At 59.7% G+C, this 24,455-nt stretch carries 21 protein-coding genes; 11 read left to right on the top strand and 10 right to left on the bottom strand.

All coding sequences use genetic code 11. The annotated features are described in order from the left end of the window. Nucleotides 1–94 precede the first annotated feature (94 nt). Nucleotides 95–517: a VOC family protein gene (locus tag R1T44_RS09010; RefSeq protein WP_043332174.1), complete on the top strand. Its 423-nt coding sequence runs from the start codon at nt 95–97 to the stop codon at nt 515–517. A 151-nt stretch (nt 518–668) separates the two neighbouring features. On the opposite strand, the gene R1T44_RS09005 is transcribed toward R1T44_RS09010, so the two are convergent. Together R1T44_RS09005 and R1T44_RS09000 are read right to left on the bottom strand one after the other, a co-directional pair. Next, the gene (locus R1T44_RS09005) at nt 669–1,154 is read right to left on the bottom strand and encodes an Sbal_3080 family lipoprotein (RefSeq protein ID WP_317291893.1); all 486 of its coding nucleotides are present in this window, start codon (nt 1,152–1,154) and stop codon (nt 669–671) included. Nucleotides 1,155–1,391: 237 nt separating this feature from the next. Further along, a complete protein-coding gene (locus tag R1T44_RS09000) occupies nt 1,392–2,159 on the bottom strand; it encodes an extensin-like domain-containing protein (protein WP_254627193.1) in 768 nt (255 codons plus the stop codon). A gap of 289 nt (nt 2,160–2,448) precedes the next feature. Between R1T44_RS09000 and R1T44_RS08995 the strand changes: the two genes are divergently transcribed. Next, nucleotides 2,449–3,480, top strand: coding sequence for an LLM class flavin-dependent oxidoreductase (locus R1T44_RS08995; RefSeq protein WP_317291892.1), 1,032 nt, complete (start codon nt 2,449–2,451; stop codon nt 3,478–3,480). A 173-nt stretch (nt 3,481–3,653) separates the two neighbouring features. Here R1T44_RS08995 and R1T44_RS08990 read toward each other — a convergent pair whose 3' ends face one another. Further along, a complete protein-coding gene (locus R1T44_RS08990) occupies nt 3,654–5,285 on the bottom strand; it encodes a BCCT family transporter (RefSeq protein WP_054555939.1) in 1,632 nt (543 codons plus the stop codon). Between the two features lie 576 nt (nt 5,286–5,861). On the opposite strand from R1T44_RS08990, the gene R1T44_RS08985 reads away from it, so the two are divergent. Then, nucleotides 5,862–6,173, top strand: a complete 312-nt coding sequence (locus R1T44_RS08985; RefSeq protein ID WP_317291891.1) for a hypothetical protein — start codon at nt 5,862–5,864, stop codon at nt 6,171–6,173. A gap of 124 nt (nt 6,174–6,297) precedes the next feature. On the opposite strand, the gene R1T44_RS08980 is transcribed toward R1T44_RS08985, so the two are convergent. Beyond that, nucleotides 6,298–7,488: a DUF4268 domain-containing protein gene (locus R1T44_RS08980; protein ID WP_317291890.1), complete on the bottom strand. Its 1,191-nt coding sequence runs from the start codon at nt 7,486–7,488 to the stop codon at nt 6,298–6,300. A 141-nt stretch (nt 7,489–7,629) separates the two neighbouring features. Then, the gene (locus tag R1T44_RS08975; RefSeq protein WP_317291889.1) at nt 7,630–8,379 is read right to left on the bottom strand and encodes an HAD family hydrolase; all 750 of its coding nucleotides are present in this window, start codon (nt 8,377–8,379) and stop codon (nt 7,630–7,632) included. A gap of 272 nt (nt 8,380–8,651) precedes the next feature. Between R1T44_RS08975 and R1T44_RS08970 the strand changes: the two genes are divergently transcribed. Further along, nucleotides 8,652–9,440, top strand: a complete 789-nt coding sequence (locus tag R1T44_RS08970) for an OBAP family protein (RefSeq protein WP_225347945.1) — start codon at nt 8,652–8,654, stop codon at nt 9,438–9,440. Between the two features lie 153 nt (nt 9,441–9,593). Here the strand turns inward: R1T44_RS08970 and R1T44_RS08965 are convergent, their stop codons facing one another. Beyond that, the gene (locus R1T44_RS08965) at nt 9,594–9,782 is read right to left on the bottom strand and encodes a DUF3008 family protein (RefSeq protein WP_043332182.1); all 189 of its coding nucleotides are present in this window, start codon (nt 9,780–9,782) and stop codon (nt 9,594–9,596) included. A gap of 218 nt (nt 9,783–10,000) precedes the next feature. On the opposite strand from R1T44_RS08965, the gene R1T44_RS08960 reads away from it, so the two are divergent. Then, nucleotides 10,001–11,449 carry an amidase gene (locus R1T44_RS08960; RefSeq protein WP_317291888.1) on the top strand — a complete coding sequence of 483 codons (1,449 nt, stop codon included), beginning with the start codon at nt 10,001–10,003 and terminating at the stop codon, nt 11,447–11,449. A 176-nt stretch (nt 11,450–11,625) separates the two neighbouring features. On the opposite strand, the gene R1T44_RS08955 is transcribed toward R1T44_RS08960, so the two are convergent. Together R1T44_RS08955 and R1T44_RS08950 are read right to left on the bottom strand one after the other, a co-directional pair. Further along, nucleotides 11,626–13,467: a dipeptidase gene (locus R1T44_RS08955; protein WP_317291887.1), complete on the bottom strand. Its 1,842-nt coding sequence runs from the start codon at nt 13,465–13,467 to the stop codon at nt 11,626–11,628. A gap of 262 nt (nt 13,468–13,729) precedes the next feature. After that, nucleotides 13,730–14,620: a LysR family transcriptional regulator gene (locus R1T44_RS08950; protein WP_317291886.1), complete on the bottom strand. Its 891-nt coding sequence runs from the start codon at nt 14,618–14,620 to the stop codon at nt 13,730–13,732. A gap of 134 nt (nt 14,621–14,754) precedes the next feature. Here R1T44_RS08950 and R1T44_RS08945 point away from each other — a divergent pair, with 134 nt between their 5' ends. From R1T44_RS08945 to R1T44_RS08935, 3 genes are all read left to right on the top strand, one after another. Next, the gene (locus R1T44_RS08945; RefSeq protein ID WP_317291885.1) at nt 14,755–15,870 is read left to right on the top strand and encodes a 4-oxalomesaconate tautomerase; all 1,116 of its coding nucleotides are present in this window, start codon (nt 14,755–14,757) and stop codon (nt 15,868–15,870) included. Between the two features lie 183 nt (nt 15,871–16,053). Further along, a complete protein-coding gene (locus R1T44_RS08940; RefSeq protein WP_317291884.1) occupies nt 16,054–17,187 on the top strand; it encodes a tricarboxylate transporter in 1,134 nt (377 codons plus the stop codon). A 176-nt stretch (nt 17,188–17,363) separates the two neighbouring features. Beyond that, complete coding sequence (locus R1T44_RS08935) at nt 17,364–19,343, top strand: tripartite tricarboxylate transporter permease (RefSeq protein WP_317291883.1); 1,980 nt, start codon at nt 17,364–17,366, stop codon at nt 19,341–19,343. Nucleotides 19,344–19,468: 125 nt separating this feature from the next. On the opposite strand, the gene R1T44_RS08930 is transcribed toward R1T44_RS08935, so the two are convergent. Then, complete coding sequence (locus R1T44_RS08930; protein ID WP_317291882.1) at nt 19,469–20,416, bottom strand: helix-turn-helix transcriptional regulator; 948 nt, start codon at nt 20,414–20,416, stop codon at nt 19,469–19,471. 509 nt (nt 20,417–20,925) lie between these two features. Here R1T44_RS08930 and R1T44_RS08925 point away from each other — a divergent pair. From R1T44_RS08925 to R1T44_RS08915, 3 genes are all read left to right on the top strand, one after another. Next, nucleotides 20,926–22,113 (top strand): CNNM domain-containing protein, encoded by a 1,188-nt coding sequence (locus R1T44_RS08925; protein ID WP_317291881.1) that lies wholly within the window; start codon nt 20,926–20,928, stop codon nt 22,111–22,113. Nucleotides 22,114–22,365: 252 nt separating this feature from the next. Beyond that, nucleotides 22,366–23,211, top strand: coding sequence for an enoyl-CoA hydratase/isomerase family protein (locus R1T44_RS08920; protein WP_192838093.1), 846 nt, complete (start codon nt 22,366–22,368; stop codon nt 23,209–23,211). 93 nt (nt 23,212–23,304) lie between these two features. Continuing rightward, nucleotides 23,305–23,547, top strand: a complete 243-nt coding sequence (locus tag R1T44_RS08915; protein ID WP_317291880.1) for a YdcH family protein — start codon at nt 23,305–23,307, stop codon at nt 23,545–23,547. A gap of 88 nt (nt 23,548–23,635) precedes the next feature. Here R1T44_RS08915 and R1T44_RS08910 read toward each other — a convergent pair whose 3' ends face one another. Further along, nucleotides 23,636–24,415, bottom strand: a complete 780-nt coding sequence (locus tag R1T44_RS08910) for an NYN domain-containing protein (protein ID WP_317291879.1) — start codon at nt 24,413–24,415, stop codon at nt 23,636–23,638. Between the last annotated feature and the right edge of the window lie 40 nt (nt 24,416–24,455).

Here is a 24,455-nt window from a genome sequence, read left to right as displayed (position 1 = left end):
CGTCTCACCCGGACGGACACGACACTGTCTCCATGCTCCTGCAATTGAGCCAGTCCCCCATCCCCTTCTTCCCCTCACGCCATGAGGCTTCGCCATGATTCAGCGCCTTTCCCTGCACCCAGCCATCCTTGAAGTGCGCGACCTCGATGCCGCTTGCCGTTTCTTCACCGAAACACTCGCCCTGCCCATCCTGCTGCGCAACGCCACCAGCGCGACCCTGGAGCTGAACCATCGCCGAGACAAGCAGACCAGCGTATTGCTGTTGCAGCGCAGTGCCGAGCAACCCGACAGCCGCCAGCTGACGCTTGAGATCGAGCGAACGGACTTTGCCCGCTTCCGCGAACAATGGCAGGCCCAGGGAGCGCATCTGATCGAGAGTCACGGCAGCAGCGCCCCCGGCTGTGCCTGGCAGGTGCTCGATTGCGTGCTCCCCGATGGGCATCGCCTACGCGTGGTCAGCATCAACCCCGAGCGCTGCGCCCCGACGATCAGCCGTGGCATGGGCATGGCACCCTGAGATTCCAGCACACCAGATGGATCGAAAGTCTCCGCTGGGCCGGCACATGACACAAGCGCCGGCCCGCTATCAAGTGCGCCATCATGGTGAGAGATGACGTACCGGTGAGGCGTGCAAGGAAAAGGCTTGGATGCCCATCACGGCTGAGGCGTCAGTAATTGACGAGCAAGTCATCGATGACCGGGTTCATCTTGGTTTCGACCCCGGCAAACTTGGAGGACGTCAGGCCGCCCCCTGCGACAAGATGATATTGCGCATAGGCGATTTCATCGCCATACGGATCATTGAGCCAGAGTTCTGCGTGTGACAGATAGGTCGTGACGTCCCAGGAGCGCAAAGCGGTATACGTCAATATCACTTCACAATGGCCGGGGACCGGAGCGTCATAGACTCGCGTATTCAAGCCATTGCGACTGAAGCCCCGTTTGATCACACTCAGGAAGCCCGGCACGATCACGGCTTCATTGCGCTCGATGCACACGGTATCCAGATAGGACATGCGTTCCAGAGGCTGAACCTGCACCGAGGTACAGCCGGCCATCACGAAGGTGATGGAAGCTGCCAATAACGCCTTCGTCATCCCTGTCATTCTTGACTCCCTGTCATTGAACAAGAGGCTTTTCGCGATATATGCCATGGAAGGCATGCTTGCCCGCAGGGTATTAGTGAAAGCAAATAAATGCGAGGAATCTGCCCGTGATCAGGCGTAATTCCCCCCATGCAAGCGCGAGTCTCCTACAGCGACACCGACAAATGATGACAGGCGTGGCAAACATGAGTCCCCTTTATCACGCCGAGCCAATAATGACCCACTGACAGAGTGCGCGGATGTCCGCATTGCCGCACTCTTGCCCGACGCAGCATTAAGTATTGCTCAGCGACAGAATCGCCAGCCCCGCGTGCCGAGGTGGAAGTGATCACGATGGGCGGCGTTGTAATCCGGCCCCAGCACGGTACCGAAACTCTCACAGGCGGCGTCCTGCACGGCACGCAGGAAGCGGCCCGGGGCATCTTCATCCTCGGGCGCCGTCCAGTCGCGCGGCAGGCGAACCTGACGGCCGTCCGCCAGCGTGAAGCCTGTGACATCCAGCGCATCCGCAGTGGCATGTTCACTGCGACGTGCGTTCTCTCGTCCGTAGATGTTGCGGCAGGCGTAGCTGCCCACATGGGACACTTGCGTCACCTCGCTCCCCATGACTTCCTGCGCCGCAGACTTGAGCCCATGGCGCTCGAAGCGCAACCAGCTCACCGCCAGCGGGCAGCTGGCAATGAAGGACTGGTTGAAGCGAACGCCCTGCTCACCACTCACGCCTGACGCCGAATGCATGCGTACGCTGTTTATGAGGTCACAGCCGTTGTCGCTGGGGCGGTCCGGCAGGAAGGAAACCCGTTGCGGGGCTTCCCGCTCGAGAAATGCGCGACAGGCGGCCGGGTTCTCGTTCAAGCGTGAGAGCTTCCAGCCGGTCACCATGCCGGGCGGGTCCTCCAATTGCAGTGGCTCCCACGGGAGATAGTGAGCGGGTATCCAGCGCTCCAGCACGATGATGTCGCGCTGGATCGCAACGCCCAGGCCGATGAGCACCAGGCATATCAACGTGAGCCCCATGCCTTTGCGGCGTTGCTTGTACTGCAAACCGTTCATGTTCGCCTCCTGTGCGCGATGCAGGCCCTTACCTGCCCCGGGCTTCGCCTGCATTGGACTTCACCTGCCCTGGGCTTCACCTGCCCCAGGGTGACTGACCACCGTGAATGGCATGACGTATCGACCGCCTCATATATGCCATATCAGAAACAGTGAAATGAAGGGGCGAGGCGCTGTCAGAGACGCGGCTGTCCACTATGCTGGACGCCATTCAGCAGACCAGCCACACACCCTTGAGGGGCCACGCCCCGGCTGCTCTCTGCACGCCAATCCGCTATCAGGAGCGCACATGACGACAGCCCCTACCTCACGCCTGGGCACGATCCCACTCTCGGTGCTGGACCTTGCCCCCATCCGCGATACCGGCAGTGTTGCTGAAACCTTCCACAATAGCGTCAGTCTCGCCCAGCATGTCGAAGCGCTGGGCTTTCATCGCCTGTGGCTGGCCGAGCATCACAACATCGATGGCATCGCCAGTGCCGCCACCTCGGTGCTGATCGGCCATGTGGCGGGCAAGACCTCCCGCCTGCGGGTCGGCTCGGGCGGCATCATGCTACCCAATCATCCCCCGCTGGTGGTGGCGGAGCAGTTCGGCACCCTGGCCACACTCTACCCCGACAGGATCGATCTCGGGCTTGGCCGCGCGCCGGGCTCCGATGGCATCACCATGCAGGCGATGCGCCGCGACCCTTCCGCCGGCGTGAATGACTTCCCCCAGCGCCTGGCCGAACTCGAGCAGTATCTGGGCGAGGCCTCACCCGGTCAGCGCGTCAAGGCCATGCCGGGGCAAGGCACTCATGTCCCCCTGTGGCTATTGGGTTCCAGCGACTACAGCGCACGCCTGGCAGCGAAAAAAGGTCTGCCCTTCGCCTTCGCCGGTCAGTTCGCTCCCGGCTACATGCTGGAGGCCATCAAGCTCTATCGCGAGAACTTCACGCCCTCCGAGGTGCTGGATGCGCCCTATGTGATGCTCGGCCTGCCACTGATCGCCGCCGACAGCGATGAACGCGCCCATTTCCTGGCCAGCACCCAGCAACAGAAATTCCTCAATCTGATCCGTGGCAAGAGCACGCGCGCCCTGCCCCCACGCGAGACACTGGACTGGTCAGCACGCGAAGAAGCCATGGTCGGCCAGAATCTGGCCGCTGCCATCATCGGCGGGCCAGAGCGCATTCGCAGCGAACTCGAGCATCTGCTGGAGGTGACCCAAGCCGACGAATTGATGTTCAACTCGGATTTCTATGAGCATGCCGACCGCCTGAAAAGCTACGAGATACTCGCCGAGGTCGCCGGCCGCCGGACGCCGGCCGCCAGTCAATGACGTGAGCCCCTTCACGCTGACTGGCTTGCCAAGACAAGACGCCGCTCACATCTCCTGTGAGCGGCGTCTTGTCGTTCTGAGCCTGCCGTGAAGTTACGCATTGACGTCATGAGCTGAAGGCGATGAGCTTAAAACGATGAACTCAAGGCGATAAGTTCATGCCTCGACTCGGCTCAATGATGATCGCGCGGGTTCACGCGACGATTCTTGACGTCCGGCGCACGGCGGATGCGGTCTTCCTCGGCCAGGCTGTCAGCCTCGAAGATATCCGCACCGACCGGTGTCTCACCATGACGGCGATACAGCTGACTGAGCATCTGGCGACGATCAGCCCGCAGCTCCTTCACCAGTACCACGATCATGCCGTAGATGATGAAGGTGAAGGGCAAGGCCGAGAGTACCGAGGCTGACTGCAAGCCCTTGAGACCGCCCGTCGAGATCAGCGTCAGGCAGATGGCCGCGATCAGCACGCCCCAGGCGATACGCTTGTAGAGCGGCGGATTGATCGAGCCGCCGTCGGTCATCTGTGCCACGATGTAGGACGCCGAATCGGCGGAGGTCACCAGGAAGATGAAGATCAGCATGATCGCGACCACCGACAGCACGCTGCTGAAGGGCATCAGATCGAACATCTCGAACAAGGCAGACGTGATGTTGGCATCCGTCGCGGCCGCCAGACCGACATCACTGGCCAACTCCATGTTGATCGCCGCGCCACCGAAGACACCGATCCACAGGCACGCCAGCAGCGGCGGCACGATCAGCACGCCCACCACATACTCCTTGATGGTACGGCCACGCGAGACACGCGCGACGAAGGTGCCGACGAACGGCGACCAGGCGATGACCCATGCCCAGTAGAAGACGGTCCAGGAGCTGTTCCAGTCATTGCCGTCATAGGGCGACATGCGCAGGCTCATGCCGATGAAGTTCTGCAGATAATCGCCGATACCCAGGGTGATCGTCTTGAGGATGTCCAGCGTCGGGCCGGTGAACAGCACATACAGCATCAGCGCGATGCAGATGCTCATGTTGAGGTTGGACAAGCGCTTGATGCCCTTGTCGAGCCCGGACCAGGTCGAGGCCATGTAGGCACAGAACATCACGCCCATGATGATGAACTGCCATTGCCAGCCTTCTTCCACGCCGAAGACGAAGTGCAGCCCGCCATTCATCTGCAACACGCCCAGGCCCAGCGACGTCGCGACCCCCATCACGGTCGCCACCACCGCAAAGACATCCAGTACCGGGCCATAGCGGCGCACCTTGGGATGCTTGGCCGTTACGGAGGACAGCACCGAGGACACCAGCCCCGCCTGTCCCTTGCGGAACTGGAAATAGGCAATGATCAGGCCGACCACCGAGAAGGCAGCCCACTGATGGACGCCCCAGTTGAAGAAGGCATATTGAATGGCATAGCGCGCAGACTCGGGCGTCTCGCCCGGCATATCGGCGAACGGCGGCTTCAGATAGTGCTGCATGGGTTCCGCCATGCCATAGAACACCAGCCCGACGCCAAACCCTGCTGCCAACAGCATGCTGACCCAGGAAAAGAAGGTATAGGAAGGCCGGCTATCCTGCGGGCCGAGCCGGATCTTGCCGTACTTGCTCAACGCGAGACTGATGAGAAAGATCACGAAACCAAACACGGATATCAGATAGAACCAGCCGAACATGCTGGTCACGGCGCCGAGCGCCTGATCTGCCAATTCACCGAAACGGGTGGGGAATCCTGCCCCCAATGCGACCAGCCCCAGAATGATGATGACCGACGCGCTGAATACGCGCTTTCCTCCAGATGTCATAAATCGCTACTCCCTGTGAGCTGTGACAGCGGTGAGGTGGATCGCGCACCAGCGAGAAACGAGTAGCGTATCGCCAACGAATATTCGCAGTGCCTTCTAGACATGAACCTGATTCCCCAGAACTTCAAGGGCAGACGACGTCAGCAGCACAGGAAAATTTGTCACCGTCTGTACAGGTAGGCGTTTGCCCCAACCAGGCCACAGCCTCCGCGTGGGAGGAGAAAGCCGCTTTTGAAAGGTCAGTGCAGGCTTTGGAAAAACAGCGCAGGCCTTGGAAGGACAGTGCAGGCCCTGGAAGGACAGTGACGAAGGAACAGGAAGACGGGAAGTCCCGGGCAAGCTGGCCAGTCACGATGGCGAGATCGCCAGATAACCTCTACATTACTTGTACGATAGTTATAAAACGCGATTCACCGCCGACATGACATCCCACTGAGGGTATTCCCGATGCCTGCACATACCACTGCAACACACCAGCCACGCACCGCTGTGCCCCCCACTCACGCGTCGCCTGCTACCCCACTACCCCCAAGCCAGCTCGCCGATCAGCCGCTCGCCCACCAGGACGAGACCAGCATGACACTCGAGTCGCTGGCACGCGGACTGCAGCACGGCATGGTGCCGGTGGTCGAGGTCATGTCACTGGATGGCATCTACAAGGTGAGAATCCATCATTGCCACGGCATCTCGGACCTGACGCGCAACGATCACAGCGCGCTCTGGTTCAAGGGCACCGGTGAGATACGCGACTTGATGGGCGCACGCGGCATCAGCCACGGCGTGCTGACCTGGGCGGACCAGTGGGGAGATGAAATGATCGGGGTCGAATCGCGCAGCCTCAATCAGGAAGAACTGCTCGCCTGGGGCACGCGTATCTGTTTTCGGTAAACACATAAATTCCAACATATTATTTCATTCAAGATACGATCAGATAAATCTAATAAAACAACATCCAAACCGAGTAGACTTCAGGGCGATACCACTAGCGCATCGCCCTAAGGAGTCTAAAAAGTTATACTCCTGATTCAGCATCTTCAATATAAACGTCAAAATCAATATTTTTTAGCTTAGGCTTTAATTTCTCAAGATGAGGCTGCACCACTGCTTCTAATTTACTCATAAAGTCAATAATCCAAGAAATCAAGTCGGGCCAATGACTTTTATCTTCAGAGTTGGTAGGATATGTATAAGAAATTCTGCTTGCTTTTTTCTTTGGAAGCTCATCCCATTTCAAAGAACAACCCACCTTGGACTCTATATCTAGCCTATGTAATTCAAGAGCATTGAATATATAATTGTTACGCTGAGGCTTCCAATGAGCGAGATAAATTTCGACTCGCACCCAAGATTTAGCAAATACAGTACTATATGAAACTCCCGGAATGCCAGATGGCCCGGGAAGCCACATATTAGCATTAGGCGCACTACTGTCATGTAATGAACAATCACTTTTCTGGAAAGCTTCAATCAATAGCTCCCAAAATTGATAGCAAATGACTTCGCGCTTCTTCTTGGTACTGGATGTTTCCTTTTCTTCTGCTTCTTTCGCCAACATACCGATCATGAAGTCAGAGGCTTCAGGAGTTGGGATGATTTGATCCACACTCATGAACAGCTCATCTCCTTCCTTGTAAGGTGTAACTTTGAAACATTGGCATCGAATTCCAAATTGGCTAAGCCATAACACGGTACTAGTAACCTCTTTACGATACTTTGCGGCTACAAAGATAATCCGTTGACTTTGAAGGGTATTGATCTGTATTGAATCGATGTCATCTGCTTGGAGGAAATTCAACAGCTCCACTTCAGCATTAGGCGAGTCACCACTAGAGCCCAGCGACAACTGATTCAAATAACGCTGATATATCTCAACAATCTGAATTTTACTTAAACTCGCACAATAACTTGCATACTTCAAAGCCTGCCATGTGACATCACGTCCACTATCGTCCAGCTTATTCTCAATAATAACTAAATTACCCTCTTTATCGATTGCTAGTAAATCCAGACGTTCACGCGTCTCATCGAAACCATCGAATTCTTTTTGAATAATAAGAAGTTCATCATCTTCGCCTGTAGTCAAAGCTTGCGGATGAAAGGCCAGCCACTCTTGAAGATGCTTCCGTTCAGAGAAGCCAAGATCACTGAAGCTCTTGGCCAATACAGGTGTTATACGATTAGAAACTCTATCAATCCGATACATAGAAACACACCCTACTTTTCAAAAATTATGACCAGCACCAAAACCATGTAAATTAATCTTACAGTATTTCGTCATATAAAAAAATAAAAAAACCGCCACAACAGTGACGGCTTTTTATTGCTTGCCTAAACATCAATTTCTTTAACTGACTGCAGGCTCTATTTTATTGCTATCGTCAACCACGAAACCGGCATCAGCGCACAGGCGGCTGAATTCATCCCAGTGTTGCATGACCTGCCAGGCGCCTGTGGTCCGCAGTACCTCGGCGTGGCCCGGCGGGATGTGGCTGGCGCCCAGATGGCCGACGACCTTGAGGCCCGCGGCCACGGCTGCCTGCATTCCCGTGCGGCTGTCTTCCACCACCAGACATTCCTCGGCGGAGCGTCCCAGCGTCTTGAGGGCGAGCAGATAGAGATCCGGCGCCGGCTTGGGATTCATGACCTCATCGGAGGTGAAGATCGGCAGCTGCTCGTCGCCATTGGCCGCGGCAATCTCATCGAGAATGCCACGCAGCCCCGAGCTCTCGAGATTGATCTTCATGCGCTGCTCAGAGCTGTTGGACACGATCGCCAACGGCAGACGCTGATCGCGAATCCACTCCAGCGTCTCACGCACCCCGGGCATGGCCTTGAGCGAGTCGGCCAGGCGGGCATCGACGAGATGGCGTACCTGGTCGAGCGCATCCACGGGCAGCGTGTGCTGACTGCGGGCTTCCAGGTCCAGCAGGATATCGCGCGTCATCATGCCCAGACAGCGGTCCAGCTCATGCTCGATCTGCTCTGCACTCCCCAGGTCTGGCAGCCAGACGGGAAGTTTTTCCTTGAGCACGCCATCAGCGATGATCTCGCTATCCACCAATACACCGTCACAATCAAAGATAAGTTGCTTCATGCGAGCTCCAATTCGAGAAAAGATGGCCGAAACACGTGATGAACAAGACACCTTGTCGCGCAAGGCATTGAGCGGCCACAAGAAGTGATATCCCTCATTGATGAGGGCAGAAAACTGAAAAGCAATCCCGACACTCTGCAGCAGACCTGGGCGAGGATTTTACGAGGCAAGGCTGTCGGTAGGTGACTTGACGCGCTCAAGGGTAATGCACTGCAATGGCAACGTCATGACAGGAATTCTTGCCTTATCAAGACACCCATGCAGGAGGAAGTATGCGTCATCGCCATTCCCGCACATGCTCACATCCCTCACACTCGTCCGGCTTCGGCACAGGCCTTCTGGCCGGCGCCGCCGCGGCGACCGCCTTCTTTCTGGGCCGGCGCCTCAACAGTGCTCGCAAGGTCAGTAGCGGCCATCCGCTGAAGCATCAGGTGCTCGATGCGGCCTCGCAGGTCATGCAGCGCAAGTATCCGATGGAAGCGATGAGTACCTATCTCAACGGCTTCCACCATTACGCCGATGACATGGGGCGTCAGGTGGAGGCCAGCCACTTCTGCATCCACCTGGAACATGATCTGCACCAATGCGTGATCTTCGATTCCAATCGCAGTGATGCCCGCTTGATCGGGATCGAATACATCATCAGCGCCGAGCGCTACGAGCAGCTGCCCGAGGAAGAGAAGCCGCTCTGGCACAGCCATCACTATGAAGTGAAGTCCGGCATCCTGGTGGCCCCGGGGATTCCGGAACTGGCGGAGCGCAGCTACTTCGAGGACCTCGTCACCACCTACGGCAAGACCTTCCACACCTGGCAGATCGACCGCGACGACTTCCCCTACGGTATCCCGCAGCTGATGATGGCCTTCACCCGTGACGGTCAGATCGACGAGGAGCTGATGAAGCGCCGTGATGAGCGCCTGGGCATCAGCACCGAAGAGCGCTGCCGGAAGCGCGCCGAGATTCCGCTGCCCGATGTCAGCCCCAAGGCCAACGGTGGCCCGACCCCGCCCGACAGCGAGTCCCACCAGCCGCCGCATGAGAGCCTGAACGACAGCCGCTGAGGCCAGCGGCGCATCAGCGACACATGCCACGACACGCACCAACGACATGCATCTACGACATGCATCCACGACAAGGCGCCTGGCAATCATTTGCCAGGCGCCTTGTCGTTTCAGCTATCGCGTCAGGAAGCCGCAATGGGCATCCCGCAGGGCTCAGCTCTGATTGTCGTGGCGCGGCTTGTCTTCACGTGATGTCGAGGCCATCTTCTCGAGCTCCTCCTCACTCATGGAGTCATACATCGAGCGAGCGGCCCCATCCAGTTCGCTGACCTTCTGCTCGCCACGACGTGCTGACAGTGCTGCCCCGGCTGCCATCTGCTGTGCCTTGGACTTGGCTGGCATGATTGTCCTCCCTCTGGGCGAATATCGTGAACCATGGTCGGCTGCCATGAGCTCGACCATGTCGCTTGCTGTCACTCTCCATAGGCCATGCGGCCCTCCTTCGCCCTTTTCAAGCCTCGCGATGCCTTGAGTTTCCCCTCTCTGACCCAAGGCCATGCAGGAGAGACAGATGACTGTCCTCAACAATAATATCGCCATCCAGCAGCAGGAGAGCCGCCATGCGTGACGTCGAATTTCCTCAACATCTTTCGCCCCATACTGCCAAGGATGACCTGACGGCGCTGGACGCCGAGCAACTGGCACGCGGGTATCAACGCGGTGAGTTCGACCCGCTACAGGTGACCCGAGCGGTGCTCGATCGTATCGAGCGACTCAACCCGCTCGTCAATGCCTATGTGCATGTCGCGCATGACACGGCGCTGAAGGAGGCGCGTGAATCCACGCAGCGATGGCAGGCCGGCAAGCCATTGGGTCCGCTCGATGGCATTCCGACCTCACTGAAAGGCCTGACGGATGTTGCCGGCATGCCAGCGAGAGCAGGCTCCCTGATCACACCGGCTACGCCATGCCAGCAGGATGCGCCTCCGGTCAGGCGCTTGCGTGAGGCAGGCGCGATTCTACTGGGCAAGACCAACACCCCCGAGTTCGGCTGGAAGGCCGTCACCGACAACCTCGTGCATGGCACCACCAGCAATGCCTGGAATACCGAACTGACACCCGGTGGCTCTTCCGGTGGCGCGGCTACCGCCGCCGCCCTCAATCTGGGCGTGCTGCATCAGGGCGGTGATTCCGGTGGGTCGATCCGTATCCCTGCCGCCTTCAGTGGCATCTTCGGCTTCAAGCCCACCTTCGGCTGGACACCGCAGTGGCCACCCTCCAAGGCTGCCTTCCTGTCCAGTATCGGGCCCATGACCCGCAGCCCCCGTGACGCCGCCGCCATGCTCAATGTCATCGGCCGTCACGATGCCCAGGACCCTTACGCCAATCGCGGCCAACCCGAGGATTGGGGCGCGGATATCGGCAAGTCGCTGGCAGGACTGCGTATCGCCTACTCGCCATGTTTCGGGTCTGTCGAGGTCGACCCCGAGATCGCAAGCCTGGTGGAGCGCGCCGCACAGCGTCTGGCGAACCTTGGCGCGGACATCGTGGCGGTCGATCCCCCGGTCGAGACAAGCCTCGAGACGTTTCGCAAGATCTGGTTCACCGCCTCGCTGGGGCTCTGGGATGACTGCGATGCCGAGCAGCGTGAACAGCTCGACCCCGGGCTGGTCGAGAATGCCATGTGTGCACGCGAATGGTCGTCGCTGGATCTGTTCAAGGCACTCGAGGAGCGCTACCGGATCACCCAGGCGCTGGAGAAATTCAATCAGGATTACCACCTGTTGCTGACACCCAGCGTCGCCGTCACCCCCTTCGCCCTGAATCATCAGGTACCCCCGGATAGCCAGATGCATGACTGGGAGGAATGGGCGCCGTTCTCGTATCCCTTCAACCTGAGCGGCCAACCTGCGGCGTCAGTGCCCTGTGGCTTCACGTCTCAGGGGCTGCCCGTCGGCTTTCAGCTGGCAGGCGGCAAGCACGATGATGTGCGACTGCTGCGGGCTGCCGCTGCCTATATGGATGCCTACCCTACCGCGCATCCCGCCGAGCCCTACCGCCCGAGGTGAGAACGCGCCCACACTGGCTGACCGACTGGCCTTCACATACGACAACGCCCGCCACCGCCCCTTCATCAGGGCGGTGGCGGGCGTTGGCCGTGATGCCTGTCGTCCAGGCAAGAGGCTATTTCAATACGCTCTGCAGAAGGCAATCCACATGAACCCAGCCCCGTGAACCGCCCTGGTTACTTGAGCGAATCCTGATTGCCGATACGCGCCATCATCTCGGTGAACATCTGGATGTCGAGCATCAGGTTATCGACCCGCTTGAACTCCTCGGAGGTATGCCCGGTATAGGTCTCGCCCGGCATGGACGGGCCGAAGTTGATCGCATTGGGCAACAGCTTGGCGGTCGTGCTGCCCGCGGAGGAGCGCGGCTCGGCCTCCATGCCGGTGGTATCCCCGAAGATATTGAGCAGCGTCTGCAGCCAGGCACCGCTGGGATCACGTAGCATCCAGTCGCGAATCTCGACGTTCAGCGTCATGTCCATGCCCTGCTCGCTGGCATAGGCGCTCAGCTTGTCCCGAATCGTCTGGCTCAATTCCTCAGGTGATTTCTCACCGGCGGGCGCACGCACATTGACCGCGACCCGAAGCGCATCGTCCTCCCTGGCGAAGAAGGTCGGCGTCACCTTGAGCGGCCCCATGAAATCATGGGAATACGCGATACCCAACTGCTTGCCGTGATAGTCCAGCCCGTAATTGTCGTTCAGGTAATGGATGGCATCTTCATAGGCATTGTCATGGAAATCGATGCCGGAGGTGGCAAGCAGGCCCGCCAGCCGTGTGACAGGATTGACGCCGTTGGCCGGCGCCGAGGAGTGGGCCGACTTGCCGGTCACCGTCACGCTGACCTCTTCGCCTTCCACCTCACTGGCGACGCTGAAGTCCTGGCCATGCTCCTTGACGTAGCGGCTGCCGAGCGTTTCAAGCTTGTGGCTGAGCGCCTTGGCGCCCGCTGCGTCAGCCGCGTGCAGCGTGGCGGTGGAGCGCTCCGGAATCTGGTTGGTCGCCAGGCCACCCTGGAAGTCGGTGATCGTCGGCAGAGTGTCGACTGCCTGATCAGATGAGGCCTCGCCCGCCTTGGGCGTCAAGGGGAAGCGCGCATCGATGGTGCCGAAACCATTCTCGGCCGTGATCGCCGGATAACCGCTATCAAGCACGATGTTGTATTCCGGCAGGTCATTTCTGGCCTTGTAGTACTCGAAGCCATCACCGCCGGTCTCTTCCGTGGTCTCGATCATCAGGCGAATGGTGCGCTTGAGCGGCACCTCATTCTCCTTGAGCGACTTCATGGCATACAGCGCCGCGGCAATCGAGGCCTTGTCATCTTCGGTGCCGCGCCCGTAGAGCTTGCCGTCGATCTCGGTCATCGCGAACGGGTCGAGATGGGTACCGTCGTCGAGTGTCCAGCCCTCCTCGCCTGCCGGCACTACATCGCCGTGGGTCAGAATGCCGAACACGTCATCGCCAGTTCCCTCGAGCTCAACCTCGAAGACGCGGTTGTCGACGTTACGGAATGTCAGGCCAAACGCCTCGGCGCGCGCCTTGATCAACTCACCGAAGCGCGCGATTTCCGGGTTTTCGAATTGCGGCTTCTCCCCCACCTTGGCGGTCGGGATCGCGACCATTTCCTTGAGCAGCGCCTGGACGTCATCGCCATACTGCAGACGGTTGTAGACCCCCAGCAGACGATAGATGTTGACGAAGGCATCGCCCTCAAGCGTCTCACCAGCCTGATACTGCTCGATGGCGGCCCTGACGGCCGTGTCCTGTGAATTGCGTTCGGCTACCTGGGTCAGAAAGCCATTGAAGTCCGGCGCCAGCTCCTGCCGGCCCTGTTCGATCAAGCTGACCAGCTGGGCACGCTTGAGGGTATGTTCACCCTGCGGTGCGCGCTTGCCCGTGTCATCGGCCGCCATCGGCTCGTCTGCGCTGACAGGTAGCGCGCTGCCGAGCCCGAGTGCCAGACCCAGCGCGAGGGCCGTCTGACGAGAGGTAGCGTGAGTGGCTGTGCGGGTACTCATGGGCATGTACATCCTTGTGTTAGGCAAGACGCCACGTCGTCAATGGCCGCAGAGACAATGGATGAGGAGGAGACCCTCACCGGCGCCCGGCGGCAGCTGACCACGCGACATCAAGACGGTTTCATCGGCCTTGCCGTGAAACATGAATGTCTTATACACAACCATCTTATGCACTAGACCACGCCACGCCAACCCTGGCGAGAGGTGCCTGCCACTCTGCTCTCCATTGTGGCCTTGCCCCTCTTCGCCCCAGACGAGCGACTCAGTTCCAGCGCTTGAGCAGAATCTCGATGAACAGTTCCGCGATCGGCGACAGGGACTCACCGCGCCGCCGCAGCAGGCCAATGGTGCGGTCAATGCGCGGTTCGGGCAGTTCACGCTGACACAGCACCTCGTGTTCCGGCCCCGGCATGGCCATCGACGGCAGGATGGCGACGCCCAGCCCGCTCTCGACCAGACCCAGTGACGTCGAGAGATGCTGTACCTCGTAGAAGCCATCCAGATGCAGGCCGGCGGACAGCAGGGTGTTGTCGAGCAGAATGCGGTTGCCGCTGTCACGCGAAACCGTGATCAGGCGCACATCGTCCAGGTCGCTCCATTCCACGCGCTGTTTCTGTGCAAGAGGATGGTCTCGACGCAGGGCCAGCACGAAGGGATCACGATAGATGGAGGTGAAATCCACCGCCGGATGGTGGGCACTGACCATGTTGATACCAAAGTCTGCCTCCCCCGAAACCACCCTTTCGACCCCTTCATTGGCACTGACATCCAGGATGCGAATCCGGATACCGGGATAGGCGGTATTGAATTCGCGCACCACGCTGGGCAGGAAGTAGAAGGCTGCCGTGGGCAGGCAGGCGATGGTCAGCACCCCCTTGCGGTGGGTGGCCAGCTCGCGAACGCCGATCAGAGACGACTCATAATCTTCGAGCAACTTGCGGGCTTTGGGCAGGAAATCACGCCCAACGGGCGTCAAACGACTTCTTCGCGTGGTGCGCTCGAGCACCTTGGCGCCCAGAATTTCCTCCAGTTTCTGGATGCGGCGCGACAATGCCGGCTGCGAAATATGCAGCCGTTCTGCCGCCTCATTGAAGGAATGATTCTCGGCGACCTCGACGAACGCCGACAGATCCAGAAACTCCAGCCTATGCATGCAACTACCTTATTGTTTCAGTTTTCGGATTAATGCGCATAATGATAACAGTATAGGTTTTATTTGCATTTGATGCATAGATCATCGGCTGTGATGCTTCACGAAGGCGCAAACAGACAGGAGCGCGTTCCAACATGATGCATTCACTTCCTTGCATGATCCTACGTGGCGGTACCTCTCGGGGTCCCTTCCTGCGTCTGGATCACCTCCCCGCCGATGACGAAGGCCGTCGCGAAGTTCTGCGTCAGGTCATGGGCTCCGGCCACGTACTGCAGATCGATGGCCTGGGCGGCGGCAATTCGTTGACCAGCAAGGTCGCCCTCGTCGGGCCGCCCAGTCATCCTGACGCTGATGTCGATTACCTGTTCGCTCAGGTCGACGTAGAAGGCGACAAGGTCGACTTCTCGCCCAACTGCGGCAACATGCTGGCCGCCGTCGGCCCCTACGCCATCGAGACCGGCATGATTGCGCCGCAAGGCGACCTGACGCGTCTGCGGATTCACAACCTCAACACCCGCACGCTGATCGACAGCCAGGTGCCGACGCCCGGCGGCGCGGTGGCCTACCAGGGTGACACGCGCATCAGTGGCGTGCCCGGCGCCGGCAGTGCCATCAAGCTGGGCTTCCTCGGCGCGGTGGGCGCCAAGACCGGCAAGATGCTTCCCAGCGGCCAGGTCATCGACGTGATTGATGGCGTCGAGGTGACCTGCCTCGACTCCGCCACACCGGTGGTGCTGATCGAAGCGGCAAGTCTGGGCTGGGTGGGCAACGAAGCGCCGGCCGAGATGGATGCCAACCGCGAGGCGATGGCACGTCTCGAGCAGATTCGCCTCAAGGCGGGGGAATTGATGGGCATGGGTGACGTCAGCGGCTCGGTGCTGCCCAAGCCGGTGATTCTGTCCGCCCCGCGCACCCAGGACGGCACTCTATGTGCCCGCTACTTCGTGCCGCATCGCTGCCATGGCGCCCTGGCCGTCACGGGTGCCATCACGCTGGCCGTTGCGACCAGCATCCCGGGTACCCTGGCCAATCGTGTGGCACTCACGGCCGGCACTCTGGCACCGGATAGCCTGGCGGCAAACGTCCATCTGGAACATCCCGCCGGATTTCTGGATGTCGAGGTCGAGCATGCCAATGCCGACCCGATGACCCCCAGCCGCGTGTCTGTGCTGCGCACGGCACGCAAGATCATGAGTGGCGAGGTGTTCTTGAACCTCCCCGACTCGGTGGAAATGCCTGGGCGTGCATGACACGCCAGACGACCGCGCTGGCAAGCGCCAGACGTGGGGACATCGTCGACAGGCAACGAGCTGGTACTGCAGTATATTGATTTACAATGAATTTTCGCTAAACGAAATAGCCTGACTGCGCCACCATGCAGATAGCGCATCACTGATCGACAACGCATTCCAACAATAATCAGGAGTCAGACCATGTCCATCATCGTGTCTACCCCCAAGCGCCAGACCTTCAAGCGTCATGCCCGCACCACCGCATTGGCCTTCATGCTGCCCGTCATGGGCCTGATGCCACTGTCCTCAGCCGTTCACGCCGCGGCGGAAGTCCCTGACACCCTGACCTGGACCGTCCCGTTCGGAGTCGGGGGCGGCACGGACGTCTGGGCACGCTTCATGTCCAACTGGGTGACCAAGGACCTGCCGGGCAACCCGGCTGTCGTCATCGACAACGTCCCGGGCGGTGGTTCCATCACCGGCGTCAACCTGTTCAGCAAGCGTGCCGGCGATGACGGCGACGAGATGGTCGTCACCTCGGCCTCTACCCAGTATCCGGCCATGCTGCGCGACCGTCGCGTGCGCTATGACTATGCCGACTGGGAGCCGATCTTCGCCGCACCGACAGGGGGTGTCGTCTACGCCTCAAGCTCGCTGGGCAAGGACAGCGCCAGTGCGCTCGAGGCCCTCGCCTCCCAGGAAGTGAAGTTCGCCGGCCAGAACCCGACCGGGCTCGAGATGCCAGTGCTGATGGCCTTCGATCTGCTCGATTTCCAGGTCGACCCGGTCTTCGGCATGAAGAGCCGTGGTGAAGGCCGCCTGGCCTTCGAACGTGGCGAAGTCGCCCTCGATTTCCAGACCACCTCCGCCTACAAGAGCAACGTCACGCCGCTGGTCGACGCCGGCCAGGCCGTACCGCTGTTCAGCCTTGGCGTGATGGATGACGAAGGCCATATCGAGCGCGATCCGTCCTTCCCGGACCTGCCGACCTTCTCCGAACTGTATCTGGCCCAGGAAGGCCATTCACGTGACGACGAGGCCTACCAGATCTTCCACAAGTTCTTCGCCTCCGGTTACGCCATGCAGAAGATGCTGCTGGTGCCGAAGGACGTGGACCCGGAACTGCTGGAGCTTTACCGCCAGGCCGCACGTGATCTGGCCAAGGACCCCGAGTTCCTCAAGGAGGCCGCCGAGAAGGTCGGGCCCTATGGCCTGATGGTCGGCAAGGCCGCCGCGACCCAGCTTCAGGAAGCCATGCAGCTGAGCGAAGCCGAGCACGAATGGGTCAAGAACTGGCTGATGGAACGCCACAATATCCGCCTGCAATCTCGTTGAGGCGCGCAATCACACCCGTAACGGTCTGAACCCCCGGGTGTGATGGGGACCCACTCACGGGGCTGCCGACCAGCAGCCCCGTGAGCCTTTCACTCCCTGCCTCACCATGCTCTCCCCGGCACCGCCTCTGAGTGTTAGAGAAGCATCTAGAGAAGAACAAGAGGTTGAGTAACGCCATGATCGACACTCTCCTGTCCAGCATTGGACACGTCTTCACGCTGACGCATCTGCTGTTCATGATGATCGGCATCTTCGTCGGCCTGCTGGTCGGTATCATTCCCGGCCTGGGCGGCATCGCCGGCATGGCCCTGCTGCTGCCCTTCCTCTATGGTCTGGACCCGGGTTACGCCCTGGGCATGCTGATGGGCATGGTCGCGGTCATTCCTACCGGCGATACCTTCGCCTCGGTGCTGATGGGCATTCCCGGTTCCAGCGCGTCGCAAGCCACGGTGCTGGATGGCTTCCCGCTGGCCAAGAAGGGCCAGGCAGCCCGCGCGCTGACCAGTGCCTTCCTGTCTTCCCTGTGTGGTGGCGTGATCGGTGCCATCATCCTGACCGGCTTCATCCTCGTCGCACGCCCCCTCGTACTGGCCTTCTCGTCAGCCGAATTGTTCGTGTTGACCTTGCTGGGCCTGACGATGGTGGCGGTGCTGTCCGGCAAGAACCTGTTCAAGGGCACCGCTGCCTGCGGCCTCGGCCTGCTGGTCGGTGCCATCGGCGCCGCACCGGCGACCGGCGAGTACCGCATGAACCTGGATATCGACTACCTGTACGACGGCGTACCGCTGATCGTGCTGGGTCTGGGCATCTTCGCCCTGCCGGAAATCGTCGAGCTGCTGCTGGGACGTGGCAGTATCGCAAAGAACGGCAACACCGACCTGGGCAAGGGCTGGTCTGCCGGCATCAAGGATGTGGTCAAGAACAAGTGGCTGGTTGCGCGCTGTGCCGGTATCGGCAGCCTGATCGGGACCATTCCGGGTCTGGCGGGTTCCGTGGTCGACTGGATCACCTACGGCTTCGCGGTCAAGACCGCCAAGGACCCGAGCCAGTTCGGCAAGGGTGACATCCGCGGCGTCATCGCGCCGGAATCCGCCAACAATGCCTGCGCCTGTGGTGCCATGGTGCCGACACTGCTGTTCGGGGTGCCAGGCTCCGGCACGGCGGCGGTCTTCCTGGGCGGGCTGTTGCTGCTGGGTCTGGAACCCGGCGTGTCGATGATCACCACCAATCTGGACATGACCTACACCATCATCTGGTCACTGGCGCTGGCCAATATCCTGGGCGCGGGCCTGTGTCTAATGCTGGCGCGTCCGGTCGCGCAGCTGACGCGTGTACCCTTCGCCATTCTGGCCCCTGCCATCACCGTGCTGATCCTGTTCGCTGCCTACCAGGCCAGCCGCTCGCTGGGTGACTGGGCCGCGCTGGGCATGATCGGCATGATCGGTGTGCTGTTCAAGAGTGCTGGCTGGTCGCGTCCGGCCTTCCTGATCGGCTTCGTGCTGGCACCGGGTGCCGAGAACTACTTCTACCAGAGCATGCAGTTCCACGGCGCCGAAGCCTTCCTGCGTCCGGGCGTACTGATCATCCTCGGCCTGATCCTGCTGGCCTTCTTCCTGCCGGTGATCCGCAAGGCGATCATGCGTCGTCGCCAGACCCATGAAGTGGTCGAGACTGCGCCGTCGCCGGAAGAGGATGTGCTGGAATCGCGTGGCTTCGGTGGCGTCGACTTCCTGCTGCTGTTGATGATGGGCGCAGCCGCCCTGTGGGCGCTCTGTGACGTCAGGGACCTGATGCCGCTGGGCAAGGCCTTCCCGACGCTGGCCGCCTTCATCACGCTGCTCTCGGTGATCGCCGTGGTCTTCAACGGCTGGCGTCGCGGCATGATTCGCGTCCAGCAACCGGCCTTCAAGGCAGTGGGTGTGGTTCTCGGCTTCTTCGTGTTGATCGGCGTCAGTGCGCTGCTGGGCTTCGTCTCCACCGCCGTGCTGTTCTGCCTGGGCTTCCAGCTCACCATCGCGCGCAAGTCGTCGCTGTTCGCAGGGCTCTTCGCGCTGGGCGTGGCAGTCTTCCTGCTCGGCATGCAGGCGGCGATGAACCTGCACTACCCGACGGGTCTGCTGGATGACGTGGTGCTGCCGATGATTCCCTTCCTGTAAGGCCAGCGGGCATCACCAGCACTCGACTCTCGAGTACGATATACGCAAGCGGGCACCCATTGGGTGCCCGCTTGCGTATTGTGACAACCCCAAATCCATTGTCAGATGCTCGCCACCATCACGGTTCAATCGACGCGATGAAACCTGGCTCGTGCCGCCTGTGGCGACACCCCGAAATGACGCCGGTAGGCCGTGGCGAAGTTGCAGGCGTGGGCATACCCCACCTGATGCGCCACCTGCTGAATGCTCACCCCGCGCCGCAGGGCCTGCTCGGCACACCGCATGCGACATTCACGCTGATAACTGCCCAGTGACTGCCCGAAGGCCTGGCGAAACTTGTGGCGCAAGCCGGAGGGGCTCATGCAGGCCAGCCGCGCCAGCTCCTCCAGCGAGTGTGCGCCATGCGGCACGGCGGCAAGACGCTGGCGCACCGCCTCCAGATGTCGACAGGCGCCGTGGGGTCGCGATGGGGGCGCCAATGGCGATGCAGGGGGTGCAGGAGCTGCGGAGAACGCCGAAACCTCCTGTGCCTCACCAGCGCGGCGCTTGAGTGCCGCCCCCAGCAACTGCAGCGCGATCCCCTGCCACTCCAGCATCTCACCCTCGCAGGCGGGGGGCGCGGGGGTCTCGCACTCTCCTCGTGGGCCCTCACCATCAGGGACTCTGACACGCTCATCCAGTTGCTGATGAAGCCAGCGCCCCGGCGTCCAACCCAACGGGCTGGAATGACGCGCGCACGGCAATGCATCCCAGTTCGCCAGCCCCCGCCGTACCTGCAGGGACTGGCTGGCCTCGCCCTCCAGATGCAAGCTGATACAGCGCAGGCGGCCTTGAGGGTGATAGCTCTTCAGCGTCGGCGGCGCAGACTGCGTTCTCGCCGGGCGAAAGATCCCCCCTTGCCCCGCGGACAAGTCGATCCCCGCGCCGTCCAGGCCTGATAGCGTCAGTCGCCCTTCCAGCACCAAGCAGAGATAGAGACCCTCATGAAACTGATGCTGGCCGTGATAGGCGCGTGACACCTCTAGATCACACAGCGTCAGATGCGCGTCCCGCCAGGGATGCAGGTTCCGCACCTGCCCCTCGCAATGCGGATATTTCGCTGCTCGCCAGCCTCGCCGCTCGCTGAGCGATGAAGGGCGCTGTTGAGGTGGGGCCATGACGCGGCGTGTAATCCGACTGTCGGCTATGTCTCCAAGCGGCTGTGACATGTCGCTGCAAATCCCTGCAATGTGAATCCTGGTGAAGGCCTACCGCCTGCTGCGGGTCGCACTGACGGCTGAAGGGTCGAACGGTGCCACTCAGCGGCCATGCCAGGCCGTGGCTTGCGAATACGGCTGGCGCCCACAAAATACAATGATTACCGAAAGCAAAACAATCTCATTACCATATAAGTATTGCATCTTGTCTCATGTAAAGCCCTTTTCCCTCTTGCAGCCCTCTTGCATCCCTCGAGTCAACGGCACTTTGTGGCACAGGCTGGCAAGCTTGGCCAGCAGGCTGAAAACTCTGCGAGAATTCACGGGTTTGACAGTGCTGCGCCTTATGTCACTAATGGATGCCTTTCCCCCAAGGAGCACGCCTCATGTTTCTGTTGATCCTGTTTGCTGCCATCGCGATTGGCATCTCATTCATCTGCTCCGTGCTCGAGGCGGCGCTGCTGTCGCTCTCCCCCAGCTATGTGGCAAGCCTGAGAGACCAGCACCCCAAGCGCCACGCCGCACTGGCCAAGCTCAAGGACAATATCGACAAGCCGCTGGCCGCCATCCTGACGCTCAACACCATCGCGCATACCGTCGGTGCCACGGGGGTGGGCGCGCAGGTATCGGTCGTCTTCGGGGAAGCCTGGGTCGGCGTGGCCTCGGCGGTGATGACGCTGCTGATCCTGGTGGCCTCGGAAATCATCCCCAAGACCATCGGTGCCACCTACTGGCGTCAGCTGTCGCCGATGCTGCCCGGCGTGCTCAATGCCATGGTCATCGCGCTCAAGCCACTGATCTGGCTGTCGGAGTTGATCACCTCGCGCATCGGCAAGGATGCCCATGACATCGATGTGCGTGGCGAGATCAAGGCACTGGCCCAGATGGGGCTCGACAAGAAAGCCCTGGAAAATGATGAACAGCGCGTCATCACCAACATCCTCAATCTGCATGAGATGAAGGTGCGTGACGTGCTGACGCCGCGCCCTGTCTGCCAGACGGTCAGTCCCGAGATGAGCGTGGCCGAATTCAATGACCAGCTGACGGTCTGGCCCTTCAGCCGCTACCCGGTGATGACCGACGATGAGCGAACGCTGGGCATGATCCATCGGGCCGATGCCCATCAGGCAGAGCCCACCACGCCGCTCAAGGACCTGATGCGCCCGATCAGCGAGCTGCACGCCGAAGACAACGTCGAACATGCCTTTGGGCTCATGCAGCGCGAACGACAGCATCTGTGCGTGGTCTACGACAACCTCGGCAACTGGCTGGGTGTCATCACGCTGGAAGACGTGATGGAGACGATTCTGGGCGAGGACATCATCGACGAGACGGACAACGTGGCCAATCTGCGCCGCTTTGCCCGCCAGCGCTGGACCAAGCGTATCGGTGCCAACACCTCAAGCACCCAGCCTTCCGCTGCAACGGCGGCTGGTGAAGGTGCTGTCTCGGACGATGAAGCTGGCTCTGGTGAAGGTGCTTTACCCGTCTACGAGCACACCGAGAAAGATGCGGGCTCAGCCAATAACTCTGCCAAAGGGCCTGCCAAGAGCGCCGATGACAGCAAGGGCTAGGCTCGTCCCTCCACGCGTATGACCCGCTCGAAGGCAAAAGTCCCGTGAAAGTCGTTGCCAGATACGACTATCGCGGGACTTTTTTTATTGGCGGCTGTTGATACCGCCTGATAACCCATTGATTCCTCTTGCGAACCCCGACTCTCAATCAATCGAATAATTTCTTTCTTCCAATCTCTCGGTAATCAATCCCCGGACTCGGTGCTAACGTTAATCACACACGACGGGCAGTGAACGAACCGAGATAACATAATGATATACAAGAAATTTACGACGTTCCGCACTGAACAGAAAGGCGCCATTCTGTATGTGACCTTCGATTATCCGCCGGTCAATATTCAGGACATTCCCATGCTGGCCGACCTGACCATGCTGTCGCAGAAGCTCGAGCGTGACAGCGACACCAAGGTGGTGGTCTTCCAGTCAGCCCATCCCGAGATCTTTGTCGCCCATGCCGACGTGGACTTCCTCAAGGACATGTCGACTCATGCGGTCCACCAGGGTGAGGTCAAGCTGCTGGACCTGCAGGTGGTCCTCGAGCGCGTAAGCCGCCTGCCCCAGGCGACCATCGCCAAGATTGAAGGTTTTGCCCGCGGCGGTGGTCACGAATTTGCCCTGGCCTGTGACATGCGCTTCGCCGCACGTGGCAAGGCCCGTTTCATGCAGATGGAAGTCGCGATGGGCATTCTGCCCTGCGGGGGTGGTGCCTCACGCATGGCACGTCAGGCAGGCCTTGGCCGAGCGCTGGAAATCATCCTCAGCGCCAAGGACTTCGATGCCGATCAGGCCGCCGAATACGGCACCATCAATCGTGCGCTGGACCCGCAGGAGATCGGTCCCTTCGTCGACTCGCTGGCCGAGCGAATCTCCTTGTGGCCATCAGCCGCCATTAACGCCTGCAAACAGGCCGTCTACGCCTCCATCGACAAGCCCATCGAAGACGCCTTGAAGGAAGAGGCCTATTGGCTCTATCAGGCCACCAGCCAGACCGCCGCCATCAAGCGCTTCCAGAATGCCTATGACAGCGATGTCGAAAACGACATGACCGCCCAGCGCAACTGGGACCAGATCGTGATCGACGTCCAGTCCATCGTTTGAGAATACGTCCTGCAACGTAAGCAAGGATGCCCTTTAGGGGAGTGGCAACACTCCCTCTTTTTGGATTCTCCCACCCTATTTCGGAGCCACACCATGCATATCGATGACCACTCCCTGTGCAACGACTTCCCTCAGCAACGTGAACTCATTCTGCGCCTGATCAATGGCAATGAAGAGTTTGCCCGCATCGCGGAAGCCTATACCCGTATCGATATCGAGATTCACGCCCTGGAAGTCGATGAATCGTCGATCGGCGATGACTCCATGCACCAACTCAAGCTCCAGCGCAGCCTACTCAAGGATGGCCTGTACGAGCGAATGATGGCGGCTGAGTAAAGCGACGACTGCTCATTACCTGAAAATAGCGGCCGATTATTATCCATCGGCTTGTGTGACTGACTACCTCTATCATTAGATTGCCTGATCAGCTGGCCTTTGCAGGCCGGCTACTCTTTTTTCGGATATAGAAATGCATACTCCCCCCTTTAACAGGCCTACGGCATACATCCAGATAATCCAGTTTCTGAATCATCGCTCCAAGCTTGCTGGCACCATGATCAGACGGCTTCAAGTCGGGCATCTTCTTCTTTAGATCACTTCCTACTGCTGATAAGGAAGTCCAGCCATCTTTCTGCTGCAGTTCATTCACCGCATTCAAGATATGCGACCTCAACTGCCTCTGTGCCTTGGTCGGCTTGACGAGGGCTACCGGCTCAGCGGCCGGCTTGCTGACGGGCATGGCCGGGACGGGCTTCTCAGCCACCTTGCGCAGCCCTTCGCTGTAGATGAACTTGTCACAGGCAGACACGAAGGGCTGAGGTGTCTTGTCTTCACCGAAGCCATATACCAGCATGCCGCTCTCTCTCAAACGAGCCGCCAGCCGTGTAAAGTCGCTGTCCGAAGAGATGAGGCAGAACCCCTCCACGTTCCCCGAGTACAGCAAGTCCATGGCATAGATGATCAACGCAGAGTCAGTTGCATTCTTGCCCTGGGTATAGCTGAACTGCTGAACCGGATGAATGGCATGACGCATAAGATGCTCTTTCCATGGCGCAAGATTCGGCGTCGTCCAGTCTCCGTAAGCCCGCTTGATGGTGCTGACACCCAGTTTTGAAATCTCTGCCAGCAGCGCTTCGCAGATAGCAGCCTGCGCATTGTCAGCATCAATAAGTACCGCCAATCTATTGCGTCCTATCTGTGACATGTATCGCTCCATGATGTACGTCACTGAAATCCTGTTATCT

The organism is Cobetia amphilecti (assembly GCF_032923285.1).
Classification (GTDB): domain Bacteria; phylum Pseudomonadota; class Gammaproteobacteria; order Pseudomonadales; family Halomonadaceae; genus Cobetia; species Cobetia amphilecti.
The sequence above is the reverse complement of the archived record's forward strand: the minus strand, read 5'-3'. Positions and strand labels throughout refer to the sequence as shown.